This window comes from Streptomyces sp. NBC_00690 (assembly GCF_036226685.1).
GTDB lineage: Bacteria > Actinomycetota > Actinomycetes > Streptomycetales > Streptomycetaceae > Streptomyces.
The window spans coordinates 3,686,101-3,700,998 of the sequence record NZ_CP109009.1 but is presented as its reverse complement, the minus strand read 5'-3'; the positions used below and the strand labels follow the sequence as shown (position 1 = coordinate 3,700,998).

Genomic DNA, 14,898 nt, shown 5'->3' with positions numbered 1-14,898 from the left:
CATGCATGTGCCCGACGGATTCATCAATGCGCCCGTGTCGGTCGCGGCGGGAGTGGTGGCGGCCGGCGCGGTCGCTCTCAGCCTCCGCGGGGCCCGTCGAGAACTGGCGGGCCCCGCGCATGCCGCTGGACTCGTCGGCGCCGAGCGCACCGCACCCCTCGCCGGTCTGGTGGCCGCCTTCGTCTTCGCCGTACAGATGCTGAACTTCCCCGTAGCCGCGGGCACCAGCGGCCATCTCCTCGGCGGAGCGCTCGCCGCGATCCTGGTGGGCCCGTACACCGGGGTGCTCTGCATAGCCGTGGTCCTGCTGATGCAGGGCGTCCTCTTCGCCGACGGCGGTCTCACCGCACTCGGTGTCAACATCACCATCATGGGCGTGGTGACCGCGGCCCTGGCCTACGCGCTGTTCCGTGGGCTGCTCGCCGTCCTGCCCGGCGGTCGTCGATCCATCGCCGCGGCCAGCTTCGTCGCCGCACTCGTCTCCGTACCGGCGTCGGCCGCGGCCTTCACCCTCCTCTACTGGATCGGTGGCACCACCGAGGTGCCGATCGGCAAGGTCCTGGTCGCCATGGTCGGCGTCCATGTGCTCATCGGCATCGGCGAAGCCCTGATCACCATGTTGACGGTGGGGGCGGTCCTCGCCGTCCGCCCGGACCTGGTCTACGGCGTCCGTGGGCTGCGGCGCCCGCTGAAGCTCAGGATCGGGGGCGAGTTGATCGAGGCACCCGGGTCCGATGCGCAGCGCGGCCCGTCCCGCTCGCCCCGCAAGGTGTGGCTGGCCGGCCTGGCCGCCGCCCTCGTCCTCGCGGGGTTCGGCTCCTTCTACGCCTCCGCGCACCCCGACGGGCTGGAGAAGGTCGCCGCCGACAAGGGCATCGACAAGAAGGTCGAGGAGCACGCAGCCGCCGACTCGCCCCTCGCCGACTACGGCATCGAGGACATCACCAACACCCGGATCTCCGGCGGGCTGGCCGGTGTCATCGGGGTGGGTGCGACCGTCGTCGTGGGCAGCGGGGTCTTCTATGTGACGGCACGCCGTCGCCGTACCCGACTGGGCACCCAGGCGGCGGTGACGGCCCCGGAGCGGCCGTCGGACAGTGCGCGGGAGTGAGCGGTGGGCTCCGGACACACCCACAGGCTCTACCGACCGGGGCGCTCCCTGGTGCACGCCCTGCCCCCGCACTGCAAACTCGTCGCCGCGTTCTGCTTCGTCCTTGTGGTGGTATGCACCCCGCGGGAGGCGGTGTGGGCCTTCGCGGGCTATGCCGTCCTACTGGCCGCGGTCGCCGCCGTGGCCCGCATCCCACCCGGCTTCCTGCTCAGCCGACTGCTGATCGAGATCCCCTTCGCGGCCTTCGCCCTGCTGATGCCGTTCGTGGTGCCCGGCGAACGCACGATAGTCCTCGGGCTCTCGCTGAGCGTGCCCGGACTGTGGGGCGCCTGGAACATCCTGGTCAAGGGGACCCTGGGCGTCGCCACCTCGGTGATCCTGGCCTCCACCACCGAACTCAGGGCCCTGCTGCTGGGGCTCCAGCGGTTGAAGCTGCCGCCCCTGCTGGTGCAGATCGCCTCCTTCATGATCCGGTACGGCGATGTGATCGCCGATGAGATGCGCCGGATGTCGATCGCCCGCCGCTCCAGGGGGTTCGAGGCCCGGGGTGTACGCCACTGGGGTGTGCTCGGCAAGTCCGCCGGCGCCCTCTTCATCCGTTCCTACGAGCGCGGTGAGCGGGTCCATCTGGCCATGGTCAGCCGCGGCTACACAGGGGTGATGCCGGTGATCGACGAGGTACGGGCATCCCGGACCCAATGGGCGTACGCGGCAGCCCTGCCCCTCGCCGCGCTCACCGTCTGCCTGATGGGATGGACGCTATGACCCTGCTGGGATGGGCCCCATGACCGGCCCCGCCGCCCTTCCTCCCTCCCTCGATGTCCATGGACTCGCCTATGCCTATCCCGATGGACACCAGGCCCTCTTCGGTGTCGATCTGACCGTGGCCCGGGGCGAGCGGGTCGCCGTGCTCGGCCCCAACGGCGCGGGCAAGACCACCCTCGTACTCCATCTGAACGGCATCCTCGGGGGCGGCATCGGGACGGTGTCGGTCGCCGGTCTACCGGTCGCACGCGAGCACCTGGCCGAGATCCGCCGTCGGGTCGGCATCGTCTTCCAGGACCCGGACGACCAACTCTTCATGCCCACGGTCCGGGAGGACGTCGCCTTCGGGCCGGCGGCTGCCGGGCTGCGGGGCGCCGCGCTGGAGGAGCGCGTGGCCGGGGCGCTGGAGCTCGTGGGCATGGTCGAGTACCTGGATCGGCCGCCGCACCACCTCTCCTACGGGCAGCGGCGGCGGGTCGCGGTCGCCACGGTCCTGGCCATGGAGCCCGAAATCCTGGTGCTCGACGAGCCGTCGTCCAATCTCGACCCCGCGTCCCGGCGGGAACTCGCCGACATCCTGCGGTCCCTGGACGTCACGGTGCTGATGGTGACCCACGATCTGCCGTACGCCCTGGAGCTCTGCCCGCGCTCGGTGATCCTGAGCGAAGGGGTCATCGCGGCGGACGGTCCCACGGGGGAACTGCTTGCGAACGAGGCGTTGATGCGGGAGCACCGGTTGGAGCTGCCGTTCGGCTTTGACCCGGGGTTCGCGGCGTCGCACGGCGCTTAGCTATTCAAGCTTGACTACTGATAAAGGGTGGGTTACTGTCGTGACGTAATCAAACTTGACTACTACGGATCAGCCGTAGCGAGGAGCGCATATGCCCGTCCTGCCCGACACCGGATACGAGCCGACCGCCGAGGACCGCAAGAGCGTGGACGCCTGGTTCGCCGAGTACGACGCCCTCAGTGCGGGGCGGAAGGTCGAGCGCATGGCCGATATGGCGGTCTTCCCGCTCAACCTGGTGAGCGACGACTCCGCAGGCAATGGCCGCTCGGCCCAGTGGGACCGGGCGCAGTTCATCGAGACCATGACGCAGGTGATGGGGGGCGGCAGCGAGGACATCACTTTCGACTCGGTACGGACGCCGGTCTTCCTCTCCGCCGCCATGGCCATCGTCTTCACCGACTCGACCATGACAGCCGAGGGCCACACCCAGCAGTTGAGGTATGCGGACATTCTGATCAGGCGAGATGGTGCCTGGGGATTCCAGACCATGATCCAGGGCGGTTGGGGCGACAACCTCTGACCGTTGCTGCTGCTCGGGGCTCACCCGTTCACGGGGGATACGCCTTTCGTGCTCGGCGACCACCTCTCGGTGGGGCGCCGATGCAGCCACCGCAGAGCCGCCCCGCTCGGCGAACCCCGGTTCCTGAGGTGTTCAGGGTGGTCCCGAGCAGCCCGGAAGCAACACTCAGCCGCGACCGTTGCACCATGGGGGAGATCAACAGACGCGGGAGAGTGGGCACAGTGGACGTCCGGGGCACGGTGGCGGCAGGCTTTGAGCCGGTCGAGGAGGCGTTTGAACGCAACTTCGAGCAGCGCGGCGAGCGCGGGGCGGCGGTGGCCGTCTATCGCCATGGACACAAGGTCGTCGACCTATGGGCCGGAACCCGCGACGTGGACGGTGATGCCCCCTGGGCCGTGGACACCGCCCAGGTCGTCCGCTCGGCGACCAAAGGCGTCGCCGGCGCGGTCGTCCTCCTGCTGCACCAGCGCGGACAGATCGATCTGGATGCGCCTGTGGGCACCTATTGGCCGGAGTTCAAGGACGCGGGCAAGGAACGGGTGCTCGTACGCCATCTGCTCTCGCACCGTGCCGGACTGGCCGCCATCGATCATCCGCTGACCCCGGCCGAAGCGATCGACGGGGTCAGTGGGCCGGCCGCGCTCGCGGCCCAGCGCCCCCAGTGGGAACCCGGAACCGATCACGGCTACCACCCGCAGACCTACAGCTGGTTGATCGCCGAACTCGTGCGCAGGGTCACCGGGCGCACCATCGGGCGCTGGGTCGCCGAGGAGATCGCCCGTCCGCTCGGATTGGACTTCTGGATCGGGCTCCCGGCCGAAGAGGCCCATCGAGTCGGCCGGATCGGGCCGGTGGCCGAGCCGCCCGCCGCGATGGGCGGCGGACTCAGCCTGCGCCCCAAGCGTTCGGTGGTCGAGGCGTACCGCGATCCGGAGTCACTCACCCGGCGTGCGTTCGGAGCGATCCACCCCTTCCCCGATGAGAACGACCCCGACTACCGGGCCGCCGAACTGCCTGCGTCCGGCGGCATCTCCACCGCCCGTGCCCTGGCCCGCTTCTACGCGGCCACCATCGGCGATGTGGACGGTGGACGGCGGCTGTTCGCCCCGGCGACCCTGACCCTCGCCCGTACCGAGGAGTCGGTGGGCCCGGACCGGGTGTTGATCGTCCCGACCCGTCTGAGTTTGGGTTTTATGCTCCACGGCGCGGCTGCCCCGCTCCTGGGCCCCGGCTCCTTCGGCCACCCCGGCCGCGGCGGATCCCTGGGCTTCGCCGACCCCGCGTCAGGGATCGCCCTCGGCTATGTGACCAACGGACTACGCAAGGGAGTTACCGCCGATCCCCGTGCCCAAGCGCTGGTCAGAGCGGTACGTTCAGTACCATGAACACTGCGCTGAAACGTTTCGAGGGGTATGGCGTACTGGTGACGGGCGGCGCCCGGGGCATCGGCGAGGCGATCGTGCGGAGGCTGGCGTCGGAAGGGGCGCGGGTACTCATCGCGGACGTGGACGAGGAGGCGGCGCAGCAGGCCGCGGCACAGATCCCCGGTGCCGAGTACCGGCGTTGCGATGTGAGTGAACGCACCGATGTGGATGCTGCGGTGGCGTACGCCGTCGAGCGCTTCGGGACCCTCGACGTCGTGGTCAACAACGCTTTCGCGGCCACCCCCGAACTCGCCCTGGACCGACTGTCCGACGAGAACTGGCGCCGCGATCTGGACGTCACCCTGGGCGGCGCCTTCCGTTGTGCCCGGGCCGCACTTCCGTTGCTCGCGAAGTCGGGTCGGGGGGCGATCGTCAACATCGGTTCGGTCAACGCCGAGCAGTCCTTCGGCGGGCACTCCTACAGCGCGGCGAAGGCGGGCCTGGCCTCGCTGACCCGCACCCTGGCAGGGGAGGCGGGCCCCCTGGGTGTTCGCGTCAACCAGATCAACCCGGGCACCATCCGCACCCGGAACTGGGAGGGTCGCGAAGGGGTCATCGCGGCGCTCGCGGACATCTATCCGCTCGGCAGGGTGGGCGAACCGGACGACATCGCCTCGGCGGTGGCCTTCCTGGCATCGAGCGACGCGTCCTGGATCACGGGGACGACCCTCCGGGTGGACGGAGGCGTCCTGGCGGTGAACACGACGTTCAACAAGGCAATCACCGAAGCGGAGGCAGCGGAGGCAGCCGCGGCGGCGGAAGCCGAAGCCGCGGCGGCCGAGGCCGAGTAGCGATCGAGCAGGTGTGGCCGTGCGGAAGCACTCCGTCGGCCACATCACCTTCGATTCGGCCAGAGTCTCGTGTCCTTGCTCGGGAGCGCAGCGGAATCCGGGCCACCGCGCCTATCGTCCGGGAAGGCCCGAGAGCAGGGGAGGACGCCGTGAATTCCAAGGGTGACCGGATAGCGCTCGTTCTCATCTTCGCTCCGCCTGCGGGCATCACCGCGGGATTCCTGGCGCACTTCTTCCGCGAACTGATGGTGGACCGCGATGACATGTCCTGGCCCCTGTTCTGGTGGGTCGCGCTCCCGGTCTTCCTCGTTGCGTCCGGCCTGCTGTGGTGGGTGTCGGGGCGCGACAGCGGTGGGGGTTCGGGGGGCGGTGGCGGACTGGACTGCGGCCAGGGCGGAGGTTGCGGCCGCGGTGGCGGTGACTGAGGCCGCAACTGCATGACAGGCCCGCCCACCATCGGGAGCCAGGGGCACGAGCACCTGATGCGCATCACCTGAAGCGCACCACCAGATACGCATCAGTCCTGCGCATCGACTTCGGCTGCGGCTAGTTCGGCTGCCGGCAGTGTGCGCGTAAGCTGCTCGGACCGTCGAAGCAGACCGCCCTCGGTGAACTCTGCGAAACCGTCGCCAACCGGTTGACGAGGCTGATCGAACAGGGCCGGACGGCGGGGGAGTTCGGTTCTGCCGCACCGGCCACCTGGCTGGTGGCTGCCGTGACCGCGCTGGGTCATGCCGCGGGCGACGAGGTCGGTGCGGGGCGGATGGCGGTGAGCGAGGCGGCGGCATGGTTGCGTACCGCCACGCTGGCCGTGCTCGACGTTCCACGGCGAGGCACTGCCTGAGGGCCTTCCCGCAAAGCCCGGCCGGAGCCCAACGGCGGCCCTTGGTTGGGATTCAAGGCGACCGGCTGGCTGGGGCCTCGTCTCAGCCTTCGACCCGTTCCGGGGACTTCGACTGTCCGGCGGCGCGCGGGGGTTCGCCCTGGCGGCCGGGCATCGCCGTGACGGTGTCCCAGGCCGCGAGGGCGCACTCGGCGATGCGCTCCAACTCCTCGGCCTGGGCGCCGTCGCGGGCCTGGATGGACATGCCCTGAAGCACGGCGGTGTAGAAGGCGGCGATCGTTGCGGTGTCCGCATCCGGAGGTAGTTCCCCCTCCTGTACGCCCCGGTCCAGCCGGGCCCTCATCATCTCGACGCCTGACCTGCGCCATTGGGCGAGATGGTCGCGGGCGTCCGCCCCTGCGTCCGAGACGTTCATCGCGGCGAGCACGATCATGCAGCCGGTGGGTCGGCCGTCCACGGTGTACGCACGGGCGTTCTCCCGGAGCACGGCCGCCACGGCGGCGTACGCCGTGAGCCCATCGGTGAGCGCACGGGTAACCGGGCTGCCCTCGGTTGCCTCGTAGAGGGCAACCGCCTCACGGAACAACTCCTCCTTGGAGCCGAACGCGGCATACAGGCTCGGAGAGTTGATCTCCATGGCGGACGTCAATTCGGCGATCGACGTCGTTTCGTACCCGTGGGTCCAGAAGGTCTCCATGGCCCGCTCCAGGGCGGTGGCCCGGTCGAAACTCCGCGGGCGTCCACGTGCCGCCACGGCCCCTCCTTCGGCTCTGGGTCGGATCTGACTCTGTCATCTCCGTCATCGACGATTGATTCTGTGCCGTTCACTAAAAATATACCTTGACCAGCATCGGGGTGCGTGAAAGCATTTCTGTAGTGTTCGATACGGAAGTGGGGGATCATGGGTGACGCACTGCTGGGCAAAGCTGCGCTGGTGACGGGCGGCAGCAGGGGGATCGGTGCGGCGATCGTGAGACGGCTGGCTGGTGAGGGCGCGGACGTCGCCTTCACCTATGTCAGTCCGGAGAGCGAGAAGTTGGCGCGAGGAGTGGTGGAGGAGGTCGAGGAGCTCGGCGGACGCGCGCTCATGATCAAGGCCGATGCCGCCCAGGCCGACGAGGTCAGCGGGGCGGTCCACAGCGCGGCGAAGGCATGGGGCCGGCTGGACATCCTGGTGAACAACGCCGGGATCTATCCCTGGGGCCCGTTCGAGGACGTCACCCTGGAAGAGTTGGACCTCACCCTGGCCGTGCACGCGCGGGCTGCCTTCCTCGCTGCCCAGGCGGCTTCGCGCCATCTGACCGAAGGCGGGCGGATCATCAGCGTCGGGAGCAATCTCGCCGATCGGGTGCCGTTCCCCGGCATTGCGTTGTACGCGATGAGCAAGGCGGCCCTCGGCGGGCTCACCCGGGGTCTGGCCCGTGAACTCGGCCCGCGCGGCATCACGGTCAACGTGGTGCACCCAGGCTCCACCGACACGGATATGAACCCGGTCGACGGTGAGACCGCCGACCACCAGCGGGCACTCTCCGCGCTGGGCCGCTTCCTCGATCCCGACGACGTGGCGGCCACGGTCCTGCATCTGGCCGGCCCGGGCGGGCGCGCCATCACGGGTGCGACCATCACGGTCGACGCGGGGACGAACGCATGAGCCCCCAGCCTCCGGCCTCACCGCCAAGCACGCTCCCGGCCTGGTGCGTACTGCCCGGAGCGCTGGGCCTGGCGGCTGGTGGGCGAGGTGTGCGCGGGGTGCGTCGTTTTCTCGGTACCGAAGGGAGCCCCGAGAAGACGAGCTAACTGGTGGAGATGCAGAACTCATTGTCCTCGGGGTCGGCCATCACCATGTGATATCCGTCCACCTCCGTCAGCACCCTCGCCCCCGCCGAAACCAGTCTGCGCGACTCGACCTTGATGCGCTCCCACCGCTCATCGGCCGTACCGTCCCCGGACAGTCGGATGTCGATGTGCAGCCGGTTCTTCGCGATCTTGGGCTCGGGCACCTTCAGGATCGACAGCCGTGGCCCGATCCCCTCGGGGTCGCAGAGCCACTCCCCGGCGTCGTCGGAGTTATCACCATCGGGGTCGAAGTGGGCGGCCCACTCCTCCCGGGTCTTGAAGGGCGGTGGCGGCGGCTCGTCGATGTACCCGAGGGCGAGCTTCCAGAACACGGCCAACTCTGGTGCGTTGTGGCAGTCAAGGGTCAGATCAAAGCGTGCGGTCATGCTCAACGACGCTAACGCCTGCCACTGACAACCGCCGGGTCCGTGCAGCCGTACTGAGTGCAGCCGCACTCCGTGCGGTGCCCACTGGCTGAGGCCGGCTTGGTGGCTTCCGGTCCGCAGCCCCCCGCTCAGCCCGCTTGCAGCATCAGTCCGATCCCCACCACCATCAGTCCCGCTGCCACCAGGCGCGGGCCGCCGAAGCGTTCCTTGAAGAACAGGGCTCCTATGGCCGCACCCGCGATGATCGAGGACTCGCGGAGCGCCGCGACCGTCGCCAGCGGGGCTCTGGTCTGGGCCCACAGCACCAGGGCGTACGCCACCATCGACAGGGCCGCACCGAGCAGCCCGCGGGCCGCGTGGGGCCGCAGTCGGGGCAGCAGGTCACGGCCCCGGGTGGCAAGGGCGTAGAACGGGATCAGGGCGCCCTGGAGGAGCGTGAGCCAGGCGATATAGCTCAACGTTGAGCCGGAGGCCCGTACTCCGGCGCCGTCGACCACCGTGTACGCGGCGATGGAGAGGCCCGTCGCCAGGGCGGCGAGGAGGGCGGGCCACTGTGGGCGGACGGTGGAACCCTTGATGCCCCACAGGGCGATTCCGACGAGCCCCGCCACCGCCGGCACCAGGCCCGCCAGTTGCCAGCCGGTCAACTGCTCGTCGAGGAAACCCGCGGCGAGTACGAACACGACCAGCGGCGCAGTCCCGCGGGCGATCGGATACATCTGACCGAAGTCGCCCAGGCTGAACGACTTGAACAGCAGTACCTGATACCCGAGGTGCAGCAGCGCCGATGCGATCAGATAGGGCCACGCCTCGGCCTTCGGCGGTCCGGTGAAGCAGACCAGGACGGCTCCCACCAGCGCCGAGCCCCCGACGAGCAGGGTGAAGGCCGCGAACCGGTCCTTCACCGCGTGCGCCATGGCGTTCCACGTGGCGTGGGTGACCGCTGCCAGCAGCACCGCGGAGATCACCAGCGGGGTCATGTGCCGCACTCGTCTCGACCGCGGGCGGCGGTGTTCACGCGGTGCGCTCGCGTACGTCCACCAGTTCGCCGCCCGCGTGGGAGACCAGTGTCTTAGGGTCCATCGCGAAGACGGTGTGGGGAGTGCCCGCCGCTGCCCAGACGACATCGTGATTCAACAGGGCGCGGTCCGCCAGGACCCGGGTCTTCGTGGAATGGCCGAACGGCGGTACACCACCGATGGCGTACCCGGTGGTCCGGCGCACCAGATCGGCGTCCGCACGCTGCACGGACCCGACGCCCAACTCCTCGCGTACCCGCTCCACGTCCACCCGTGAGGAGCCGTCCATCAACACCAGAACCGGCACTCCGTCGGCCGCGAAGACCAGTGACTTGACGATCTCGCTGACATCGCAGCCGATGGCGGTCGCGGCCTGGGCGGCCGTGCGGGTGGCGTCGGGGAAGCGGCGTACCTCGACGTCGAGGCCCAGCGTGTGCAGGGCCTCGGCGAAACGGGGGTGGGCTTGGGTCTCTGGGGTGCTCATGGCCGCACGCTAGCGGTAGTCGTACGGACACGGGAGGGGTTGCCCGGGCGACCCGCGTCACCGTGCGTTGAGGACCTTCGCCACCACCGGGCCCGCTGCTTCGCCACCACGACCGCCGGACTGCACCACGGCCGCGACCGCGAGGTCCCCCGCGTACGCGGTGAACCAACTGTTGGACTTCCCCTGGCCGTCGACCTCGGCCGAGCCCGTCTTCGCGCCCTTGTTCCCCTGCACCGAAATCATCGCGGCCCGCCCGGAGCCGGACTGGGCGGTGGCCGCCATCATCTCCCGCAGGGCTGCCGACATCGAGCCGGGCATCCGCTCGGCGGTGGCCAGTTCGCGGTCATCGAGCGACGGGGGCACCAGCACGGGCTGGCGGAATCCGCCGTCCTTCACGGTCGCGGACACCGAGGCCATGGTGAGCGCGTTCATGGTGATCTTGCCCTGTCCGATGTAGGAGGCCGCGGTCTCGGTGCCGTCGGACTCGGGCACCTTGCCGTCGAAGGTGGCCACGCCGGTCTTCCACTCCAGACCGATGCCGAAGAACTTGCGCGCCGTCTCGCCCAGTGCCGTACCGGATTCGCCGCGCTCGTCCAGCGGCTTCACCGCCTTGATGAAGGTGGTGTTGCAGGAGCGGCGGAAACTGTCCTTGAAGGTGCTGTCGGGGATGGAGAAGCGTTCGAGGTTCTCGAAGGTCCGGCCCATCCACTGCACGGTCGCCGGACACTCGACCTTCGACGCGGGGCCGTCGACGAGGCCCTTGTCCAGCATCATCGCCGCGGTGACGATCTTCATCGTGGAGCCGGGGGCCTGGGCGCCCAGCATCGCCGTGTTGTAGCCGCCGGCTGGGCTGTTGGCGATCGCCCGGATCTCTCCCGTGCTCGGTTTGATCGCCACGAGGGACGCCGAGTCGTGCTGCTTCACCGCTGCCTCCGCCGCCGCCTGCACATCGGCGTCGAGGGCGGTGCGCAGCTTGCCCGGTGTGCCCTCGCTGATGGGCAACAGGGTCTGGTCGGCCGCGTTCGGATCGGTGGAGGTGATGACCAACTCCACTCCGGGGGTGCCGCCGGCGACCTTCCCGTACTTCTTGCGCAGGGCGTCCAACAACGGTCCCAGCGAGGGGTACTCCTCGCGCGACAGCTCACGGCCGCTGTGGTCCACCGCCGTCACCGGGGCGGCCGTCGTCGGCCCGGTCTTCAGGCTCGTCCCCTTCTGGAGCTTGGGGTGCAGCACGGCCGGTGTCCACTCGACCAGCGGCTTGCCGGTGCTCAGCCCCCGGACGACCTGGAGGTACGAGGAGTACGACCAGGGCTTGCTGACGGCGCCGTGGGTGACGGTCGACGTCACACTGAAGGGCACCTTCGCGCCGGTGGGCGCCTGCGGGGTGATGACGGTCTTGCTGACCTTCGCGTCCGCCCGGTATCCGGCGAGCAGTGGTTCCGCCTCGACCGGATTGTTGGTCAGTTGGGCCGCTTCCTTGGCGTTGCCCGCGGCCCAGGCCGCCAGGAACGCCTTGGACGTCCGGTCGATCTCGGTCGGGTCCGGCGGCCCGGTCTTGCGCTTGGGCGCGGACATCGTGGAGGTGGGGTCGTCGTCGAAGAGCAGCGTGTAGCCGCCGTATCCCACGCCGGTGGCGACCAGGACGAATGCTCCGCCGATGACGGCGACCTTCACTCCGCTGCGCATCTGGCGCGGTCCCTTCTCAGAAGCCCTTGAACATGTTCAAGAAAATGGATGTCTCATGCACCCTACGGGACCTCCCTGACGGTCCCCCAGGACTGTTACGGGAACGCGACAGTGGAGCTTTTCCCTCCGGGAGCACCCTGGTGGGCACCTGAGCATGAGCCCCGGCGTGCCGGACCGGCCACCCGACGCCCCTGGCCCGAAGATGGGGCAATGGCGAAGACGATGACGAAGCACGAGTGGCGGAAGTTCGTCTCGGAGGGCACCCGCACCGCGAAGCTCTCCACCGTACGGGTCGACGGTAGCCCCCATGTCGCACCCGTGTGGTTCCTCCTGGACGGCGACGAACTGGTGTTCAACACCAGCAAGGAGTCGGTCAAGGGCCGCAGTCTGCGCCGGGACGGCCGGGTCGCGATCTGCATCGAGGACGATGAACCGCCGTTCGCCTTCGTGCTCCTCCAGGGGCAGGCGGAGGTCAGCGAGGACGAGGAGCAGGCCCTGCACTGGGCGACACGGATCGCCGCCCGCTATATGGGCGAGGACCAGGCCGAGGACTTCGGGCGGCGCAACAGCGGGCCGGACGAACTGACCGTCAGGGTCCGGGTCGCAAAGGTGAATGCCGTCGCCGGGCTGACCGATTGACGACGTTGCGGGGGGCCAGCCCCCTCCACGGCGTGAACGCTCGACGCGAGGCACGGCGGGGACGTCAAGGCGTTCGCGGAAGGCAGGGGCAGGGGGCGGACAGCAAAGTGCCGGCCGGTCGGGGAGCGGTCCCGACCAGCCGGCACGTACGTGGTCTAGTACCCGCCCGCCTTGGGGTCGGGTCCGTACTTGTTGTCGTGACGCTGGCCCTCAAGGCAGTTGAAGACGAGGAGGATGATGAATCCGACGAGCGGCACCAGGGCGATCAGCAGCCACCAGCCGGAGCGGTCGGTGTCGTGGAGCCGCCGGATTCCTACACCGATGCTCGGCAGCAGGATGGCCAGGCCGTAGATCAAGGAGAGGAACGGCGAGATGCCCGCCACCGCTTCAATGATCGACAGGACGATGCTGATCACAAAGTTGATCAGGAAGAACATCCAGTATTCCTTGCGGCGCGCACGGCCGCTGAACACTGCGTACTGCTTGACGACGTCCAGGTAGTAATTCACGTTCGTCCCCCCATAGGACTGCGACGGAGGCCCGTCCCGATGGACTAGGCCAGCCGAAACGTAGGGGGCTTGAAGTGAGCGGGTCAAGACATTTGTCCAGTTGGCTGCCGTCCCGTGACATGGCGGGACACTTCGTGACCGTCCCGTGTCCTGATCTTCTCAAAATCCGACGTTCAGCCTGGTCAGTCGATTTTCGATAAAGGCCACCTAAAGCCGCTGAGCGGCGCGTGGGGCGCACGGCAAGGCAAGGGCGAAACCCCACCCGTCCCGGCAGCCTCTCCCGCTCGGTGGCCGGGAGCCGCTGTCCTCAGGGCCGAGGGTGCGTCAGACCCAGGTGTCCAGCCACATCCGATCGCGCCAGTCCTCCACCGGGATCGGGGTGCCGGTGTAGAGGGGATGGAAGTAGATGAAGTTCCAGATGATCAGCAGCACCAACACTCCGGCGCCGATCGCCCCGATCGCCCGCCGACGTTCGTCCGAGCCCGGCGGGCCGAGGATCGCGCCGATCATCATCGCCACCGCAAGACACAGGAACGGCACGAAGACGACCGCGTAGAACAGGAAGATCGTGCGTTCCTGGTAGAGGAACCACGGCACCCAACCGGCCGCGATGGCGCACGCGATCGCCCCGGCCCGCCAGTCGCGGCGGAAGAACCAGCGCCACAGGACGTAGCAGATGGCGAAACACGCCGCCCACCACAGCAGCGGAGTGCCGAGCGCCAGCACCTCGCTCGCGCACTTGTCGGCGGCGTCGGCGGGGCAGCCCTGTTCACCGGCCTTGGGGTCCTCGTAGTAGTAGGAGACCGGGCGGCCGAGGACGATCCAGCTCCATGGGTTCGACTCGTAGGTGTGTCCCGACGTCAAGGAGACGTGGAAGTCGTACACCTCGTTCTCGTAGTGCCAGAGGCTGCGCAGCCAATCGGGCAGGAGCCAGTCCCAGGAGGAGTCGTTGCCGTCTTTCTCGGCCCAGTCCCGGAAGTAGCCCTTGTCCGTGAAGATCCAACCCGACCAGGAGGCGATGTAGGTCACGATCGCCACCGGCACGGTGGAGACGAACGCGGGCAGCAGATCGCGCTTGATCACGGCGAGGTACGGTCGCACCGCACCCGCGGTGCGCCGGGCGCCCACGTCCCACAGCACCGCCATCACGCAGAACGCGACCATCACATAGAGGCCGTTCCACTTGGTGCCCGCGGCCAGTCCCAGCATCACACCGGCCGCGATCCGCCAGGGCCGCCAGCCGAGCCGCAGGGTCTCCGCGATCCGTCGATCGGGGTGCAGCACATCGTTCTCGTCCAAAGGCAGTGCCGCCGCGAGTTTGGACCGTGCCCAGTCCCGGTCGAGCAGCAGACACCCGAAGGCCGCGACCACGAAGAACATCAGCACCAGGTCGAGCAGGGCCGTACGACTCATCACGAAGTGAAGTCCGTCCACGGCGAGCAGCAGACCCGCGAGACAGCCGAGGAAGGTCGAGCGGAACAGCCTGCGACCGATGCGACAGATCATCAGCACCGACAGCGTGCCCAGCACGGCCACCATGAAGCGCCAGCCGAAGGGGGTGAAGTCGAACAGCTTCTCGCCGATGCCGATGATCCACTTGCCGACCGGCGGATGCACCACATAACCGGGATCGACGGGGATGTCGACGGACGAGGGGTCCCGGAGGATCTTCTTGTCGATGTCCTTGGGCCAGCTGCCCTCGTACCCCTGGTTGATCAGCGCCCACGCGTCCTTGGCGTAGTACGTCTCGTCGAATATCACCGCGTTCGGCTTGCCCAGGTTCCAGAACCTCAGCAGGCCGGCGACCAGTGCCACGAGCAGCGGGCCGCCCCAGGCGGAGGCCCGCAGCAGCGCGTTCACCCGCTCCGGTCGGATGCCGAACACCGGCCAGACCCGTTCGGAAGGGCGGGTGTAGGGGGGCACCAGGCGTTCGCGCAGCCCGATCACGGGACGGGGCACATAGCCGAATCTGCGCAGACGCTGCTGCCAGCCGGACGGCTGTTCGTCGGCGTCCTTGCCCGGGACGGTCTGTGGCGCGGTACTGGTCACCGCGCCATCGTAGGGAACGAGACCGACCTGGGTGTGCGTCCGTCC

17 protein-coding genes are annotated in these 14,898 nt (G+C 68.8%); 10 read left to right on the top strand and 7 right to left on the bottom strand.

Features of this window, described 5'->3' with window-relative positions; translation table 11 throughout:
- Position 1: 1 nt before the first annotated feature.
- From OID54_RS16195 to OID54_RS16160, 8 genes are all read left to right on the top strand, one after another.
- Positions 2-1,111: an energy-coupling factor ABC transporter permease gene (locus OID54_RS16195; RefSeq protein ID WP_329020217.1), complete on the top strand. Its 1,110-nt coding sequence runs from the start codon at positions 2-4 to the stop codon at positions 1,109-1,111.
- A gap of 3 nt (positions 1,112-1,114) precedes the next feature.
- Entirely contained in the window at positions 1,115-1,876 is a 762-nt protein-coding gene (gene cbiQ, locus OID54_RS16190) for a cobalt ECF transporter T component CbiQ (RefSeq protein WP_329020216.1), read from the top strand.
- 19 nt (positions 1,877-1,895) lie between these two features.
- Positions 1,896-2,666 carry an energy-coupling factor ABC transporter ATP-binding protein gene (locus OID54_RS16185; protein ID WP_329020214.1) on the top strand — a complete coding sequence of 257 codons (771 nt, stop codon included), beginning with the start codon at positions 1,896-1,898 and terminating at the stop codon, positions 2,664-2,666.
- Positions 2,667-2,757: 91 nt separating this feature from the next.
- On the top strand, positions 2,758-3,186 hold the full coding sequence (locus OID54_RS16180) for a nuclear transport factor 2 family protein (protein ID WP_329020213.1): 429 nt from the start codon (positions 2,758-2,760) through the stop codon (positions 3,184-3,186).
- Between the two features lie 185 nt (positions 3,187-3,371).
- Positions 3,372-4,571: a serine hydrolase domain-containing protein gene (locus OID54_RS16175; RefSeq protein ID WP_329020211.1), complete on the top strand. Its 1,200-nt coding sequence runs from the start codon at positions 3,372-3,374 to the stop codon at positions 4,569-4,571.
- Positions 4,568-5,401, top strand: coding sequence for an SDR family NAD(P)-dependent oxidoreductase (locus tag OID54_RS16170; RefSeq protein ID WP_329020208.1), 834 nt, complete (start codon positions 4,568-4,570; stop codon positions 5,399-5,401). Before OID54_RS16175 ends, OID54_RS16170 begins: the two co-directional genes overlap by 4 nt.
- A gap of 149 nt (positions 5,402-5,550) precedes the next feature.
- Positions 5,551-5,826 (top strand): hypothetical protein, encoded by a 276-nt coding sequence (locus OID54_RS16165; RefSeq protein WP_329020206.1) that lies wholly within the window; start codon positions 5,551-5,553, stop codon positions 5,824-5,826.
- Between the two features lie 212 nt (positions 5,827-6,038).
- Positions 6,039-6,245 (top strand): hypothetical protein, encoded by a 207-nt coding sequence (locus OID54_RS16160; RefSeq protein WP_329020204.1) that lies wholly within the window; start codon positions 6,039-6,041, stop codon positions 6,243-6,245.
- Positions 6,246-6,327: 82 nt separating this feature from the next.
- Here OID54_RS16160 and OID54_RS16155 read toward each other — a convergent pair whose 3' ends face one another.
- Positions 6,328-6,999 (bottom strand): TetR/AcrR family transcriptional regulator, encoded by a 672-nt coding sequence (locus OID54_RS16155; RefSeq protein WP_329020200.1) that lies wholly within the window; start codon positions 6,997-6,999, stop codon positions 6,328-6,330.
- Between the two features lie 147 nt (positions 7,000-7,146).
- On the opposite strand from OID54_RS16155, the gene OID54_RS16150 reads away from it, so the two are divergent.
- Complete coding sequence (locus tag OID54_RS16150; protein ID WP_329020198.1) at positions 7,147-7,896, top strand: SDR family NAD(P)-dependent oxidoreductase; 750 nt, start codon at positions 7,147-7,149, stop codon at positions 7,894-7,896.
- A gap of 142 nt (positions 7,897-8,038) precedes the next feature.
- Here OID54_RS16150 and OID54_RS16145 read toward each other — a convergent pair whose 3' ends face one another.
- From OID54_RS16145 to OID54_RS16130, 4 genes are all read right to left on the bottom strand, one after another.
- Positions 8,039-8,467, bottom strand: a complete 429-nt coding sequence (locus OID54_RS16145) for a VOC family protein (protein WP_329020196.1) — start codon at positions 8,465-8,467, stop codon at positions 8,039-8,041.
- A gap of 128 nt (positions 8,468-8,595) precedes the next feature.
- Positions 8,596-9,447, bottom strand: coding sequence for a DMT family transporter (locus OID54_RS16140; RefSeq protein ID WP_329020193.1), 852 nt, complete (start codon positions 9,445-9,447; stop codon positions 8,596-8,598).
- A gap of 34 nt (positions 9,448-9,481) precedes the next feature.
- Positions 9,482-9,970, bottom strand: a complete 489-nt coding sequence (locus OID54_RS16135) for a YbaK/EbsC family protein (protein WP_329020190.1) — start codon at positions 9,968-9,970, stop codon at positions 9,482-9,484.
- Positions 9,971-10,027: 57 nt separating this feature from the next.
- Entirely contained in the window at positions 10,028-11,656 is a 1,629-nt protein-coding gene (locus tag OID54_RS16130) for a penicillin-binding transpeptidase domain-containing protein (protein ID WP_329020187.1), read from the bottom strand.
- A gap of 210 nt (positions 11,657-11,866) precedes the next feature.
- On the opposite strand from OID54_RS16130, the gene OID54_RS16125 reads away from it, so the two are divergent.
- A complete protein-coding gene (locus tag OID54_RS16125) occupies positions 11,867-12,295 on the top strand; it encodes a PPOX class F420-dependent oxidoreductase (protein WP_329020184.1) in 429 nt (142 codons plus the stop codon).
- A 155-nt stretch (positions 12,296-12,450) separates the two neighbouring features.
- Here the strand turns inward: OID54_RS16125 and OID54_RS16120 are convergent, their stop codons facing one another.
- Together OID54_RS16120 and OID54_RS16115 are read right to left on the bottom strand one after the other, a co-directional pair.
- Positions 12,451-12,804 carry a DUF805 domain-containing protein gene (locus tag OID54_RS16120; protein WP_329020181.1) on the bottom strand — a complete coding sequence of 118 codons (354 nt, stop codon included), beginning with the start codon at positions 12,802-12,804 and terminating at the stop codon, positions 12,451-12,453.
- A 324-nt stretch (positions 12,805-13,128) separates the two neighbouring features.
- Positions 13,129-14,853, bottom strand: coding sequence for a dolichyl-phosphate-mannose--protein mannosyltransferase (locus OID54_RS16115; RefSeq protein ID WP_329020178.1), 1,725 nt, complete (start codon positions 14,851-14,853; stop codon positions 13,129-13,131).
- Positions 14,854-14,898: the final 45 nt, after the last annotated feature.

Bases quoted from the DNA above. Each gene is read 5' to 3' on its own strand.
- OID54_RS16195 (WP_329020217.1), top strand. From the start codon at position 2: ATGCATGTGCCCGACGGATTCATCAATGCGCCCGTGTCGGTCGCGGCG.
- OID54_RS16185 (WP_329020214.1), top strand. From the start codon at position 1,896: ATGACCGGCCCCGCCGCCCTTCCTCCCTCCCTCGATGTCCATGGACTC.
- OID54_RS16180 (WP_329020213.1), top strand. From the start codon at position 2,758: ATGCCCGTCCTGCCCGACACCGGATACGAGCCGACCGCCGAGGACCGC.
- OID54_RS16175 (WP_329020211.1), top strand. From the start codon at position 3,372: ATGGGGGAGATCAACAGACGCGGGAGAGTGGGCACAGTGGACGTCCGG.
- OID54_RS16170 (WP_329020208.1), top strand. From the start codon at position 4,568: ATGAACACTGCGCTGAAACGTTTCGAGGGGTATGGCGTACTGGTGACG.
- OID54_RS16150 (WP_329020198.1), top strand. From the start codon at position 7,147: ATGGGTGACGCACTGCTGGGCAAAGCTGCGCTGGTGACGGGCGGCAGC.
- OID54_RS16145 (WP_329020196.1), bottom strand. From the start codon at position 8,467: ATGACCGCACGCTTTGATCTGACCCTTGACTGCCACAACGCACCAGAG.
- OID54_RS16140 (WP_329020193.1), bottom strand. From the start codon at position 9,447: ATGACCCCGCTGGTGATCTCCGCGGTGCTGCTGGCAGCGGTCACCCAC.
- OID54_RS16135 (WP_329020190.1), bottom strand. From the start codon at position 9,970: ATGAGCACCCCAGAGACCCAAGCCCACCCCCGTTTCGCCGAGGCCCTG.
- OID54_RS16130 (WP_329020187.1), bottom strand. From the start codon at position 11,656: ATGCGCAGCGGAGTGAAGGTCGCCGTCATCGGCGGAGCATTCGTCCTG.
- OID54_RS16125 (WP_329020184.1), top strand. From the start codon at position 11,867: ATGGCGAAGACGATGACGAAGCACGAGTGGCGGAAGTTCGTCTCGGAG.